General features: G+C 72.8%; 12 protein-coding genes. 5 read left to right on the top strand and 7 right to left on the bottom strand.

Annotated features, from left to right (window positions below; translation table 11 throughout):
* Window positions 1-44 precede the first annotated feature (44 nt).
* Window positions 45-2234 (bottom strand): MMPL family transporter, encoded by a 2190-nt coding sequence (locus tag ACIQIB_RS37030; RefSeq protein ID WP_400763497.1) that lies wholly within the window; start codon window positions 2232-2234, stop codon window positions 45-47.
* Window positions 2235-2403: 169 nt separating this feature from the next.
* On the opposite strand from ACIQIB_RS37030, the gene ACIQIB_RS37025 reads away from it, so the two are divergent.
* Window positions 2404-3021 (top strand): TetR/AcrR family transcriptional regulator, encoded by a 618-nt coding sequence (locus tag ACIQIB_RS37025; protein ID WP_400659158.1) that lies wholly within the window; start codon window positions 2404-2406, stop codon window positions 3019-3021.
* Between the two features lie 64 nt (window positions 3022-3085).
* Here the strand turns inward: ACIQIB_RS37025 and ACIQIB_RS37020 are convergent, their stop codons facing one another.
* Window positions 3086-4036: a LysR substrate-binding domain-containing protein gene (locus ACIQIB_RS37020; protein ID WP_363607436.1), complete on the bottom strand. Its 951-nt coding sequence runs from the start codon at window positions 4034-4036 to the stop codon at window positions 3086-3088.
* Between the two features lie 194 nt (window positions 4037-4230).
* On the opposite strand from ACIQIB_RS37020, the gene ACIQIB_RS37015 reads away from it, so the two are divergent.
* From ACIQIB_RS37015 to ACIQIB_RS37005, 3 genes are all read left to right on the top strand, one after another.
* Complete coding sequence (locus ACIQIB_RS37015; RefSeq protein WP_363607435.1) at window positions 4231-4782, top strand: peroxiredoxin; 552 nt, start codon at window positions 4231-4233, stop codon at window positions 4780-4782.
* Window positions 4783-4785: 3 nt separating this feature from the next.
* A complete protein-coding gene (locus ACIQIB_RS37010) occupies window positions 4786-5328 on the top strand; it encodes an alkyl hydroperoxide reductase (RefSeq protein WP_400763495.1) in 543 nt (180 codons plus the stop codon).
* Between the two features lie 129 nt (window positions 5329-5457).
* Window positions 5458-5796 carry a hypothetical protein gene (locus ACIQIB_RS37005; protein ID WP_363607433.1) on the top strand — a complete coding sequence of 113 codons (339 nt, stop codon included), beginning with the start codon at window positions 5458-5460 and terminating at the stop codon, window positions 5794-5796.
* A gap of 37 nt (window positions 5797-5833) precedes the next feature.
* Here ACIQIB_RS37005 and ACIQIB_RS37000 read toward each other — a convergent pair whose 3' ends face one another.
* The 4 genes from ACIQIB_RS37000 to ACIQIB_RS36985 form a co-directional block, all read right to left on the bottom strand.
* On the bottom strand, window positions 5834-7303 hold the full coding sequence (locus tag ACIQIB_RS37000) for an AI-2E family transporter (protein WP_400763493.1): 1470 nt from the start codon (window positions 7301-7303) through the stop codon (window positions 5834-5836).
* 467 nt (window positions 7304-7770) lie between these two features.
* Entirely contained in the window at window positions 7771-8544 is a 774-nt protein-coding gene (locus ACIQIB_RS36995) for a transglycosylase SLT domain-containing protein (RefSeq protein WP_400659162.1), read from the bottom strand.
* A 452-nt stretch (window positions 8545-8996) separates the two neighbouring features.
* Complete coding sequence (locus ACIQIB_RS36990) at window positions 8997-10328, bottom strand: PhoH family protein (protein ID WP_400763490.1); 1332 nt, start codon at window positions 10326-10328, stop codon at window positions 8997-8999.
* Between the two features lie 198 nt (window positions 10329-10526).
* Window positions 10527-11321, bottom strand: coding sequence for an isoprenyl transferase (locus ACIQIB_RS36985; RefSeq protein WP_363607429.1), 795 nt, complete (start codon window positions 11319-11321; stop codon window positions 10527-10529).
* 410 nt (window positions 11322-11731) lie between these two features.
* Here ACIQIB_RS36985 and ACIQIB_RS36980 point away from each other — a divergent pair, with 410 nt between their 5' ends.
* Window positions 11732-13327, top strand: coding sequence for a carbohydrate binding domain-containing protein (locus tag ACIQIB_RS36980; RefSeq protein WP_363607428.1), 1596 nt, complete (start codon window positions 11732-11734; stop codon window positions 13325-13327).
* Window positions 13328-13432: 105 nt separating this feature from the next.
* Here the strand turns inward: ACIQIB_RS36980 and ACIQIB_RS36975 are convergent, their stop codons facing one another.
* Entirely contained in the window at window positions 13433-14146 is a 714-nt protein-coding gene (locus tag ACIQIB_RS36975) for a prepilin peptidase (RefSeq protein ID WP_400763488.1), read from the bottom strand.
* Window positions 14147-14276: the final 130 nt, after the last annotated feature.

Here is a 14276-nt window from a genome sequence, read left to right as displayed (position 1 = left end):
GTCCCCGCGGACCACCGGGCGTCCCCGGGCCGGCCCGGAACGGGTCAGACCGGCTCGGCCACCTTCACCGGCCCGGGCCGCTCCTCCAGGTGGGCCATCAGCTGCTCGCCCTCCATGTCGACCCTCGGCACCACCTTCTCCAGGCTCTTCGGGAACCACCACGCCGCCCGGCCGAACAGCGCCATCGCGGCCGGCACCAGGGCCATCCGCACCACGAAGGCGTCCACCAGCACGCCGGTCGCGAGCGCGAAGCCGATCGGCTGGACGATCGGGTCGTGGCCGAAGACGAAGCTGCCGAAGACCGCCACCATGATCAGCGCCGCCGCGGTGACCACCCGCGCGCCGCCCCGCACCCCGGCGACCACCGCGTCCCTGGGCGCCATGCCGTGCACATGGTGCTCCTTCATCCCGGAGACCAGGAACAGCTCGTAGTCCATCGCCAGCCCGAACAGCACCCCGATCAGCAGGATCGGCACGAAGCTCACCACCGGCCCGACCTTCGGCACGTCGATCACACCGTCCAGCCAGCCCCACTGGTAGACGGCGACGACCGCGCCGAGCGACGCCGTGATGCTGAGCAGGAACCCGGCCACCGCCTTGAGCGGCACCAGGATCGACCGGAACGCCAGCGCCAGCAGGACCATCGCGATGCCGACGATCACCGCGACGAACGGCGGCAGCGCCTGCCCGAGCTTGGTGGAGACGTCGATGTTGGCTGCCGTGGTGCCGGTGACGTCGATCCGCGCGCCGGTCGCGGCCCGCAGTCCGTCGCGCTGGTCCCGGATCCCGGAGACCAGCGCCTTGGTGTCCGCGTGGTCCGGGCCGGTCTCCGGGATGACGGTCAGCAGCGCCGTCCGGCTCACCGGGTCGACGGTCGGGGGCAGCAGCGTCCGCACCCCCTTGAGCGTGCCCAGCTTCTCCGCGACGTCCTGCACCGCCTGCTCCGGCCGCGGCGCGCCCTGGGCGTCCACGACCACCACCAGCGGAGCGTTGAAGCCGGGCCCGAAGCTCTCGCCGATCAGGTCGTACGCCTTGCGGGCGTCCGTTCCGGCGGCCTGCGAGCCGCCGCCCGGCAGGCCGAGGGTGAGGCTCGCCGCCGGCACCGCGAGGGTGACCAGCGCGGCCAGCCCGGCGAGCAGGACGGGCAGCGGCCGGCGCACCACGAACCGGGCCCAGCGCTCACCCATCGGCGGCCGGCCCGGTTCGGCCCGCGGCGCCCGCCGGCGGACCGGCAGCCGGTCGACGGCCCGCCCGGCGAAGCCGAGCAGCGCGGGCAGCAGGGTGATCGCCACCAGCACCGCCACCACCACCGCGCCGGACGCGGCCAGGCCCATCACGGTGAGGAACGGAACGTCCGCGACGGCGAGCCCGGCGAGCGCGACGACGACCGTCAGCCCGGCGAAGACCACCGCGCTGCCCGCCGTCGCGTTGGCCCGCGCGGCGGCCTCGTCCGGCTCCAGGCCCTCGGCGAGGTGCCGGCGGTGCCGGGAGACGATGAACAGGGCGTAGTCGATGCCGACCGCCAGGCCGACCATCAGGGCCAGCACCGGCGCGGTGGTGATGATCTCGAACGAACCGGAGAGGGCCAGCAGCGCGGCCATCGCCACGCCGACCCCGACGAAGGCCGTCAGCAGCGGCAGCCCGGCGGCGACCAGGGAGCCCAGCGTGAGCACCAGGACCACCCCGGCGACCGCGAGGCCGACCGCCTCGCCGCCCTCGACCTGTGCCATCCGGTTGTACGCGTCGCCGCCGAAGGCGACCGTCAGCCCGGCGGCCCGGGCCGGCTCGGCGGCCGCCTTCACCGCGTCGCGCTGCTCGTCGGTGATGTCCGCGAGCTTGCGGTCGAAGGAGACCAGGGCGATCGCGGCCCTGCCGTCCGGTGAGACCGCCCCGGTGGCATACGGGTCGGGCACGGCCGCGACGCCGGGCACGCCGGCTATCCGGCCGACCGCCTCGGTGACGGCCCGGCCCGCCTCGGGAGCGGCGATGCCGCCCGGCCCGGCGGCGGCGAAGACCACCTGCGCGGAGCCGTGGCCCTGGGCCGGGAAGGTGTCCTTGATCCGGTCCAGCGTGCTCTGGGCCTCGGTGCCGGGCACTTTGAACTCGTCGCTGGTCTTGCCCGCGAACGCCCCGGCGGCGCCGCCGACCGCGATCAGCACGGCGAGCCAGACGGCGAGCACGGCCCGCCGTCGGCGGAAGCAGTAGCGGCCAAGGCGGTACAGATACGTGGCCATGAGTGAGCCCTCGGTCAGGTCGGTCGGGCAGCCGAGTGCCCGAACAGGTCGCCCACTACCGTAGGGGCAAGTTTGTCATCTGACAAAGTCGTTCGACAGAGCCGCTCGACCGAGTCGATGGGTCACGTCGTTCGACCACGTCAATCGACCAGAGCGCTACCCTGTCCCAATGGCTCACGTCCCCGCCGCCGAAAGGCGTCCGCAGCTCGTCCAGGCGGCCATCGACCTCATGGCCCGCGAGGGCGTCCCCGCCGGCAGCACCCGGGCGATCGCGGCCGAGCTGGGCGTGGCGCAGGCGACGGTGCACTACACCTTCGGCACCAAGAAGGACCTGTACCGGGCCGTGGTGGAGCAGCTGATGGCCGACTTCATCGGCCAGGTGCGCGCCGCGGCCCCGGGCGAGGGGCCGTTCGGGGAGCAGGTGCGGGCGCTGGTGCACGCGCTCTGGGCCAGCACCACCGGGGAGCCGGGGCGGTGCATCCTGCTCGCCGAGCTGGAGACGCTGGCGATGCGCGACCCCGGTCTGCAGGACATCATGCGCGGACTCCAGGACGAGATGGAGCGGACGGCGGCGGGCATCATCACCGCGCTCGCCGAAGCGCACGGCCAGCCGCTGGCGCGGCCCGCGCACGACATCGCCGTCCACTTCCTGGCCGGCTTCGACGGCCTCTGCGGGCGCTATCTGGTGCTCAGGGACGCCGGCCCGGCGGCCGAAGCGGAGGCGGTCCGGGCGCTGGACCTGCTGGTCGCCACCACGGTCGACCTCTGCGCCGCACCGCCCGCCTGACCACCGCCCGCCTGACCACCGCCCGCCTGACCACCACCGGCCGGCCTGCCACCGGCCGCCGCGGCTACTGGACGATCCGGACCGGCAGTTCCACCAGCACCTCGCGCAGCGAGGCGGCGAAGCGGTCGTACTCGCCGCTGCGGGCGGAGCCCGGCCGGGTGGCGAGCCCGATCCGACGGCCCGGCGCGGGGGCGGCGAAGCGGACGGCGGCCAGCCGGTCGGTGCGGCCCGCCTCGACGTCCAGGGCGGTGGCCGGCAGCAGGGTGACCCCGAGCCCCCCGGCGACCAGCTGGACCAGGGTGGAGAGCCCGGCCGCCCGGGTGGTGGAGCCGCCGGGATCGGCGCCGACCTCACGGCAGATGTCGAGCGCCTGGTCGCGCAGGCAGTGCCCCTCCTCCAGCAGCAGCACCTCCAGGTCGAGCAGCACGTCGCGCGGAACGTCGATCCGCCCGGCGAGCGAATGCCCGGGCGGGGTGACCAGCACGAAGTCCTCGTCGAACAGCGGGACGTCCCGGGTGGGCGAGGCCCCGCCGGCCGGGAGCGCGAGCAGCAGCACGTCCAGCCGCCCGGCGGCCAGCCCCTCCAGCAGCGAGGGCGTGCGCTCCTCGTGGACGTGCAGCTCCAGCTCCGGGTAGCGGTCGCGGACCAGCCGCAGCACGGTCGGCAGCAGATAGGGGGCGACGGTCGGGATCACCCCGAGGTGCAGCGGGCCGGTGAACGGGCGGCGGGCGGCCTCGACCTCCTCGGTGAGGGCCTGCACGGAGGCCAGCACCCGGCGCGCGTGTTCGACCACACGCTCCCCCAGCGGGGTGACAATGACCTTGCGCGTCGTACGCTCGACCAACTGCGCGCCGAGCGACTCCTCCAGCGCCGCGACCGCCCCCGACAGAGCCGGCTGGCTGGTCCCGGTGGCGGCCGCCGCCTCCCGGAAGTGCCGGTGCTCGGCCACCGCGACGAACGCCCTGAGCTGGGCGACCGTGGGTGTGCGGGGGCTGCGGACTGTGGCGCTCGACACAGTCGCGTCGGGTTTGCGCGAGGCGCCCTTGCGGGGCCTGGTCCCAGCGGGGGGCGGCGGGGTATTGATAGCTCTCTCCGATCAGACACAACGAGTCTAGCTATTTCCCTGATCAGTCCACGATGTGGAATCGTGGAGGGCGTTCCGCAATCCGGACAAAACTCCCCTCAGTCTCACCTTCAGGAGAAGCGAACGTGCTCACGATCGGTGACAAGTTCCCCGAGTTCGAACTCAACGCCTGTGTCGACCTGGACGCCGCGAACGCCTTCGCCGAGATCAACCACAAGTCCTACGAGGGCAAGTGGAAGATCGTCTTCTTCTGGCCGATGGACTTCACCTTCGTCTGCCCGACCGAGATCGCCGCGTTCGGCAAGCTGAACGAGGAGTTCGCCGACCGCGACGCCCAGATCCTCGGCATCTCCGGCGACTCCGAGTTCGTCCACCACGCCTGGCGCAAGGACCACAAGGACCTGCGCGACCTGCCGTTCCCGATGCTGGCCGACGTCAAGCACGACGTGATGCGCGCCTGTGGCGTCGAGGCCGCCGACGGCACCGCCCAGCGCGCGGTGTTCATCGTCGACCCGAACAACGAGATCCAGTTCGTCATGGTGACCGCCGGCTCCGTCGGCCGTAACCCCAAGGAGGTCCTGCGGGTGCTGGACGCCCTGCAGACCGACGAGCTGTGCCCGTGCAACTGGACCAAGGGCGAGGACACCCTCGACGCCCAGGCCCTGCTGGCGGGCTGACCCATGACCCTCGACGACCTGAAGTCCGCCCTCCCGGACTACGCCAAGGACCTCAAGCTCAACCTGAGCGCGGTCATCGGCAACTCCGACCTCCCCGCCCAGCAGCTCTGGGGCACCGTGCTCTCCTGCGCGATGGCCACCCGCAGCCCCGCGGTGCTGCGTGCGCTGGAGCCCGAGGCCAAGGCCAACCTCTCCCCGGAGGCGTACAACGCCGCCAAGGGCGCGGCCGCGATCATGGGGATGAACAACGTCTACTACCGGACGCTGCACCTGCTCTCCGACAAGGAGTACAGCAGCATGCGGGCCGGTCTGCGGATGAACATCATCGGCACTCCGGGCGTCGAGAAGGTCGACTTCGAGCTCTGGTGCTTCGCGGTCTCCGCCATCAACGGCTGCGGCCAGTGCCTCGACTCGCACGAGGCCGTGCTCCGCAAGGCGGGCGTCGAGCGCGAGGTCGTCCAGGCCTCGATGAAGATCGCCGCCGTGCTCCAGGCCGTCGCGGGAGTCCTCGACTCCGAGGCCGCGCTGGCCGACGTCGACGCCTGACACCTGGCGCCGCACCACGCGGGCCCCGCCGGACCTTCCGTCCGGCGGGGCCCGCGCGCGTTCGCACCGGAACCGCTCCGGCGGCGCGGGCGTCCGGGACAGAGAAGATCAACCCTGGGGGAGAGCGCCATGACCGACGCCGGCCGGCCGGAGGCGGAGTCGCTGTGGCCGACCCTCGCGTTCATCAGCTGGGGACTGGTGGCGATCGCCGTCGCGGGCTGGGCGGCGATCGGCGGGGTGATGGCGACGGCCTGGGCCGACGACACCGACGGGCTCCGGCGGGCCGCCACCGTGTTCCTGCCCCCGCTGCTCGGCCCGGCCATCGGCGCCGCCCTGGCGTGGACGGCGATGGCGCTCACCGCCCCGGCCCGGCAGTGGGCCGGAGCGATGAAAACGGCCCTGACCGGCGGCGCCGCCCTGCTCGGCGGCATGGCCTCGGCCTTCGGCTGGGCCCTGATGCCGCTCTGACACCCGCTCCGGCCCCGGCCGGGAATCCGCGGCCCCCTCAGGGCGCCGGGGTCTGCGGCGCCGTCGCGGCGGTGCGCCCGGCGGCCTCGCGGGCGGCCTCCAGCGCGGTGAAGACGGCCTGACCGGCCTCGTTGCGGCGGCGCAGATGGGTGACCACGGTGTTGGTGACCGCGATCAGCGGCACCGCGACGATCGCACCGCCGATACCGCCGATGATGCTGCCGGCGGCGACGCCCAGTACCACGCCCAGCGGGTGGACCCGGACGGCCCGGCCGAGGATCAGCGGCTGGAGCACATGCCCCTCGATCTGCTGGACGGCGACCAGCACCACCAGCACCATCAGGGCGGTGAACGGCCCCTCGGTGACCAGCGCGATCAGGACCGCGACGGTGCCGGTGACCAGCGCGCCGACCAGCGGGACGAAGGCACCCAGGAAGATGATCACGGCCAGCGGCAGCGCCATCGGCACCCCCAGCAGCTCGATGCCGATCCCGATGCAGACGGCGTCGATGAAGGCCACGCAGACGGTGCCGCGCACATACGCGGTGAGCGTCGCCCAGGCCTTCGGCCCGGCCCCGGCCATCGCGTAGCGGGAGTGCCGGGGCAGCCCGCGCAGCGCCCAGTTCCAGATCCGCTCGCCGTCGTAGAGGAAGAAGAAGGTGGTGAAGAACGCCAGCAGCACGGCGGTCAGCACCTCGACGGCGATCTGCGCGCCGGTCAGGCTGGCCGAGGTGATCTGCTCGGTGTTGGTGCTGATCGCCTTGGTGATCTGGTTGGCGAAGTCGGTGATCTGCTGCTGGGTCAGGTGCAGCGGGCCGGTGATCAGCCAGTCCCGCAGCTGGTCGACACCGGCCTGGACCTTGGTGGTGACCGTCGACAGGTTGGTGGTCACCTGCCAGACCACGAACCAGCCGACCAGCCCTATCCCGGCCAGACCGCTCATGAACACCCCGCCGGCGGCCAGCGAGCGCGGTACGCCGTGCCGGCGCAGCCAGGAGACGGTGGGCTCCAGCAGCGCGGAGATCAGCAGCGAGGCCAGCACCGCGAAGGCGACCAGCCGCAGCATGTCGACGACCATGAAGACGACGTAGAGCGCGGCGCCGAGCAGCAGCAGCCGCCAGGTCGACTCGGCGGCCACCCGCAGACCCCACGGCACGGCCTCGGCGGGGGTGGCGGGCCGCCCGAGGTGCGGCTCCCGTCCGAACGCCGCGTGCGGGGCCGGCCCCGGAACCGGTGCGGGCGCGGGCTCCCCGGCCGTCCCGGGCAGGGCCGGCGGCACGGGGGCGGTCTCCGCCCGCGGCGCCGGAAGCGGTCCCGCCACCGCGGCGATCGCCGCGGCCTCGACCCCGGCCCCGGACTCGATCTCGGTCCCGGTCCCGGTGACCGGTGCCCCGGCGAATTCGGCCGCCATCGCGGCCCGTCGGCGCCGCTCGATCACGGCGGCCGCACTGGCCACCACGGCCACGCCCTTGGCCACGACCTTGAAGGCCTTCCCGCCCCGCGCCATCCCTGCTACCACCACTCCCCGCCGGGCCGCCGTACCCGGCGGTACGCCGTGGGTCCTGCCACGGCCGTCGGGGATGACGCTACCCGCCCGGCGGGCCGTGAGTCCGGCGGGCCGGGCGGTTCTCCGCCCCCGACGGCGATCGGCCGGCCCGGTCCGGTCCCGGACCGCCCCCGAGCACGGCGCCCGAATCAGGGCGAACCATCGGAAACAGGTGGTTTCAGGCAGGGGGCAGCGGGGAGGAGCCCGAGCGGGGCCCGGAGCCATCTGTCGGCGGACCGGCCGGTGCGGGGAGCAACCAGGACCCCTTCCCGCGCCCCGCGTCCGCACCCAGGGCCGCACCGCCCGCGAGCGCACTGGTCAGCGCGGCCCGGGCGGCGCGGCCCGCTCGTCCCAAGCGGAACGGCCCCCGACCGGAGAGCGGTCGGGGGCCGTTCGGCGGCTCCGGTGGTGGCCGGTGCCGGTGGTTCCTAGTACCAGTGGTGCGACTGCCAGAACGACCAGGCGCCACAGGGGCTGCCGTAGCGGCTGTTCATGTAGCTCAGGCCCCACTGGATCTGCGTCGCCGGGTTGGTGCGCCAGTCGGCGCCCGCCGAGGCCATCTTGGAGCCGGGCAGCGCCTGGACCAGGCCGTAGGCGCCGGAGCTCTTGTTGGTGGCGGTGTAGTTCCAGCCGCTCTCGCGCTTCACGATCTGGCTGAAGCACTGGAACTGCGCGTCGTTGCCGACGATCTGCTGGGCGAGCGCCTGCACCGAGCCGGGGCTGGCCGAGACCGGCGGAGCCGAGGTGTCGGTGGCGGACATCGACGAGCGGGCCTTGGAGCGGTTGGCGGCGGCCTCGTCGGCCTTGCGCTTCTCCTCGGCCGCCTTGGCGGCCTTCTCCGCTTCGGCCTTCTCCGCGTCGGCCTTGGCCTGCGCGTCGGCCTTCGCCTGGGCATCGGCGGCGGCCTGCTGACGCGCGGCCTCCTCGGCCGCCTTCTTCTCGGCGGCCTCCTTGGCGGCGGCGTCGGCCGAGGCCTGCTGGGCGGTCGCCTGCTGGCCGATGTTGTCACTGATGGTCTGCGCCTGGGCGCCAGAGGGGACTTCGGCAAGCAGGGTCGCGCCGGCGACATCGACCGTCTGCGTCGTCTTGCCCTCGCTGCCCGAGGCCACACCCACGACGGCACCGACAGCGGTGACGGCGGTGGCGGAGGCCACAGCAACTCCCCGGACCGAGATCCGAGTCACATGGTTTCCTTCCAGCATCGCCCACGCGTGACCGTGCGGGCGCAACCTGCCCCTTGGCGCTGCCCTCCGTACGGTGCTGGTCACGGGAGGTACTGACCCGGCGTCCGGCCGAGGTGAGGCGACCGGGCGTTGCGATCGGGCGGCGTACGGCTAGTCGGTGTTCAATTGTGCGTCCACTCAACAGAGTTGGCGGACTGTCCGGGTCGGACTCCCGAGACTCCGGAAGCCCTGTCACGCCGTACGCGGGGCCTGACAGAACCCTCACCATGCCGCACCGGGCCGCGTCGACGCAATTCCCTGTTGCGTGGCGCATCTCACATTCACCACACCGGAGTTCTTCGGACAGAAAGCACTCGATGTGATGAAAAGGGCGGGGGCCCGCCCCGTCGGGAGCGGGCCCCATGCCCAGAATTGACCATATTGTCCGACTATGACCGAATGGGGCGGTCAGGCCGGAACAGCCCCCCGGCTCACGGGTTGATGTCCTCCAGCATCTCCGTGACCAGCGCCGCGATCGGCGAACGCTCCGAGCGCGTCAGCGTGATGTGCGCGAACAGCGGATGCCCCTTCAGCTTCTCCACCACCGCCACCACCCCGTCGTACCGGCCCACCCTGAGGTTGTCCCGCTGCGCCACGTCGTGGGTGAGCACCACCCGCGAGCCCTGGCCGATCCGGGACAGCACCGTCAGCAGGACGTTGCGCTCCAGCGACTGCGCCTCGTCCACGATCACGAAGGCGTCGTGCAGCGAGCGCCCCCGGATGTGCGTCAGCGGCAGGACCTCCAGCATCCCCCGGGAGATGACCTCCTCGATCACGTCCGGGGTGGTGACGGCGGAGAGGGTGTCGAAGACCGCCTGCGCCCAGGGGCTCATCTTCTCCGTCTCGGAGCCCGGCAGATAGCCGAGCTCCTGGCCGCCGACCGCGTACAGCGGCCGGAAGACCATCACCTTGCGGTGCTGCCGCCGCTCCAGCACCGCCTCCAGGCCTGCGCACAGCGCCAGCGCGGACTTCCCGGTGCCGGCCCGGCCGCCCATCGAGACGATGCCGACCTCCGGGTCGAGCAGCAGGTCCAGCGCGACCCGCTGCTCGGCGCTGCGCCCGCGCAGTCCGAAGGCCTCACGCTCTCCGCGCACCAGCCGGACCCGGCCGTCACCGGTCACCCGGCCCAGCGCCCGGCCGCGCTCGGAGCTGAGCACCAGTCCGGTGTGGACGGGCAGTTCGGCGGCGCCCTCGATGTCCACCGCGGCGTCGTGGCCGGCCGCGAACAGCGCGTCCACCTCGTCCGCCGCGACATGCAGTTCGGACATGCCCGTCCAGCCGGAGGTGATCGCCAGCTCGGCCCGGTACTCCTCGGCGAGCAGGCCCACCGAGCTGGCCTTGATCCGCAGCGGCAGGTCCTTGGAGACGACCGTGACGTCGTACCCCTCGGCCTGGAGGTTGCGGGCCACCGCCAGGATCCGGGTGTCCGCCTCGCCGCCGGCGCGGTAGCCGACCGGCAGTATCGACAGGTCGGAGTGGTTGAGCTCGACCCGGATGGTGCCGCCCAGCTCGCCGACCGGGATCGGCTCGTCCAGCCGGCCGAAGCGGATCCGGTAGTCGTCGAGCAGCCGCAGCGCCTGACGGGCGAAGTAGCCCAGCTCCGGATGGTGCCGCTTGGCCTCCAGCTCGGTGACCACGACCACCGGCAGGACGACCTCGTGCTCCTCGAAGCGGGTCATCGCGAGAGGGTCCGCGAGGAGCACGCTGGTGTCGAGAACGTACGTGCGCCGGTCTGGCGTCCGGCGGCTCTTGGAACTGACCACTAGGCCTCCAGAGCGGATGACCCTGCGTCATCCGCGGCAAGCCGGCCCCCGCTGCCCCGGTGGCCTCGGGGCCGGTCTGACTGGAGTATTCCCAGGCGAGGGACGGTGCATTCGCGCCCCCGGCGAACTGACGGATCATTGCCGGTGAACGTTTGGCCTCGCGCGGACTCCGGGTAGGCCAGGCCTACGGGCCCGAGGTCAGAGCCCCATTCGCCGGTTGCGCTGTTCGAAGGCGCGCAGCGCCCGCAGGAAGTCCACCTTGCGGAAGGCCGGCCAGTACGCCTCGCAGAAGTAGAACTCGCTGTGCGCGCTCTGCCAGAGCAGGAAGCCGGACAGCCGCTGCTCGCCCGAGGTGCGGATGACCAGGTCCGGATCGGGCTGGCCCTTGGTGTACAGGTGCTCGGCGATGTGCTCGACGTCGAGGATTTCGGCCAGTTCCTCGATCGAGGTGCCGCGCCCGGCGTGCTCCTGGAGCAGCGAGCGGACGGCGTCGGCGATCTCGTGCCGGCCGCCGTACCCGACGGCGACGTTGACGGTGATGCCCTCGATCCCGGCGGTCTCCTCGGCGGCGCGCTTGAGCACGTCCGCGGTGTGCTGCGGGAGCAGGTCCAGCGCACCGACCGGGTTGACCCGCCAGCGGCGGGCGCCGGCCAGGCCGGTGACGGCGTCCTCGATGATCCCGAGCAGCGGGACGAGCTCGTCGGCGGGCCGGGAGAGGTTGTCGGTGGAGAGCATCCACAGCGTGACGACCTTGACGTGGGTCTCGTCGCACCAGCCGAGGAACTCGCTGATCTTGTCGGCGCCGCGCTGGTGGCCGTAGGCGGTGGAGCCACCGGTGGCCTTCGCCCAGCGGCGGTTGCCGTCGAGGATCACCCCGATGTGGTGGGGGGTGCGGGCGAGGTGGACCTCGACCCGGCGGCCGTAGAGGCCGTACATACCGTCCAACAGGGTGCGCAGCCCCGGCGTACGTTCGACGACATCGCGCAGACCCATGATTTTCGGCCCCTCCGTACTCATTCCCGGGGGTCCGTCACAACCCCTGGCGCAGCCTACTCCCGCCCGGAGTCGGGCGGGAAAGCCGCAGGTAGCGGTCGGGTCACGGTCCTGTACGAAGTCTGTCGCGACAGGTGTGGCGGCTGTGGCCGGAAGGCGCGCCCGGACACTCCGGGGCCTCCGCGCTGCTCCGGATACGGAACGGTCTCCGGTTCCTTAAGGAATCCGTAAGCCGACGGTTCAATGCTTGACGACCCCCAATGGTCTAGTCCAGCTTTTGACCCAGGGCGGAACGAACTGCTGAACCCCGCCCTACCAGAAGCAGTACTGCGGACCTCCCCTCCCCCACACGCGGCCGCCGCGCCCCCCACCGCGGCGGCCGCCCCTCCTCTCCCAGGAGCGTCACCCCCATGGCCCGTACGCTGAACCAGCCTGCGCACAAGCGCCGCAGCACGCTCCCGGCCCTCGCGGCCGGAGCCACCGCCCTCGCCCTCGCCGGCAGCGGCCTCGCCCTCTTCGCCGGCGGCGCCAACGCGGCCGTCGGCAACCTGGTCACCAACGGCGGCTTCGAATCCGGCAGCCTGGCCGGCTGGAGCTGTACCGGCAACGCGGGCGTCGTCACCACCCCGGTCCACTCCGGCACCGGAGCGCTGCAGGCCACCCCCGGCGCCGGCGACACGGCCGAGTGCACGCAGACCATCAGCGTGCTGCCCAACACCAGCTACACCCTGAGCGGCTGGGTCCAGGGCCCGTACGTCTACCTCGGCGCGCGCGGCACCGGCGGCACCGACCCGAGCGTCTGGTCCAACCAGAACAGCTGGAACCAGCTCTCCACCACCTTCACCACCGGCGCGAGCGCCAGCAGCATCACGCTCTACGTGCACGGCTGGTACGGCCAGAGCGCCTACTTCGCGGACGACATCACCCTGAGCGGCCCGGGCGGCACCTCCTCGCCGAGCCCGACCGCGACGGCCACCCCCACCCAGACGCCGACCGCCACCGCCTCGCCGACCCAGACCGCGACGCCGACGGCCACCGCCACCCCGACCCAGACCGCGACGCCGACCCCCACGGCGACCGCGACCAGCACCAACCCGCCGGTCACCGGCCTGCCCAAGCACGCCGTCACCGGCTACTGGCAGAACTTCGACAACAACTCGACCGTCCAGAAGCTCGCCGACGTCCAGAGCGCGTACGACATCATCGCGGTCTCCTTCGCCAACGCCGTGCCGACCAGGGCCGGCGCGATCAGCTTCACCCTGGACCCGGGCCTGTCCAAGGCCCTCGGCGGCTACACCGACGCCCAGTTCCGGGCCGACCTCAAGGCCAAGCAGGCGGCCGGCAAGAAGGTCATCCTCTCGATCGGCGGCCAGGACGGCACGATCGTCGTCAACGACCCGACCGCCGCCGCCGCGTTCGTCGACAGCGCGTACGCCGTCATCAAGGACTACGGCTTCGACGGCATCGACGTCGACCTCGAGAACGCCATCAACCCGACCCAGCTCGGCAACGCGCTGCACAGCCTGCAGGCCAAGGTCGGCCCGAACTTCGTCCTGACGATGGCCCCCGAGACCATCGGGATGTACAGCACCGCCGGCGCCTACTTCCAGCTGGCGCTGAACACCAAGGACATCCTGACCGTCGTCAACACCCAGTACTACAACTCGGGCGGCATGAACGGCTGCGACGGCAAGGTCTACAACCAGGGCACCATCGACTTCATCACCTCGCAGGTCTGCACCCAGATCCAGGGCGGCCTGCGGCCCGACCAGGTCGGCATCGGCGTCCCCGCCTCCACCAAGGCGGCCGGCGGCGGCTACGTCTCGCCGACCGTGGTGAACAACGCGCTGGACTGCCTGGCCACCGGCAACAACTGCGGCAGCTTCGTCCCGCCGGCCAAGTGGCCGACCATCCGGGGCGCGATGACCTGGTCCACCAACTGGGACGCCAACAACGGGAACGCCTTCTCCAACACGGTCGGCCCGTTCGTCCACAAGATGCCGTAACTCCCCCCGGCGCGCCGCTCCTTGAGGGTGGGGCCTGCGCGCCGACGGCGGGGCCCGTCGTACCTGACCGGTACGGCGGGCCCCGTTCGCCGTTGCCGCGGGCCGTTACCGCAGGGAGACCGCGACCACCGTACCGAGCAGCAGGAACGGGCCCATCGGCAGTTCGATCCCGCGGACCGGCCGACGGCGCGCCAGCGCGGCGGCGGCCCGGCCGAGGCCCCAGAGCCCGGCCGACAGCACGGCCGCGAACAGCGCGGTGAAGGCCGCGCCCCAGCCGTACCAGCCGAGCAGGGCACCGAGCGCGAACGCCAGCGGGGAGTCGCCGCCGCCCATCAGGCCGAACCAGACCGGGAGTTCGAACAGCGCGGCGGCGGCCAGCGCCACCAGCAGACAGCGGAGCAGCACCCCCGGACGGCCGTCCGTCAGCGCGGCCGCCACCAGCAGCCCGGCGACCCCGGCGGCCAGCGCCAGCGTCAGCGGGTACGGCAGCCGGCGCACCCGGGCGTCGACGAAGGCGAGCACCACGCCGAGCCCGGCCGCCCAGACCAGCGCCACTCCCTGCGGCCCGTCCGTGGCGACCGCCACCGCGGCGGCGACCGCCACCGCGACCAGTTCCACCCGCCAGGCACCGGGCCCGAGCCGCTCCCGGCAGCCCGGACACCGCCCGGTCGGCGGCAGCCCGCGCAGCGTCCGCCCGCACAACGGGCAAGCGGTGCACCACGGTTCGCCCTCGGGCACGGCGTACCGCACCACCAGGCCCCGCAGCGCCGGTGCCACCAGCAGGCCGGCCAGCACCGCCCCGACCACGGCTGCGATCACGGCGCGCCCCCTCTCGCTCACCGCCGGTCGGACACCCCGGGCCCGGTTTGGAAGGCCCGTCGGCCACCCCGGCCTGCCGATCGAAGGAGGGCTCCCGGGGTCCTTCGATCGCGTCCCGGGACACGGCCCG

The organism is Kitasatospora sp. NPDC092286 (genome assembly GCF_044755565.1).
In the GTDB taxonomy this organism is placed as follows: Bacteria; Actinomycetota; Actinomycetes; order Streptomycetales; family Streptomycetaceae; genus Kitasatospora.
This window is presented reverse-complemented; position numbering and strand designations above follow the sequence as displayed.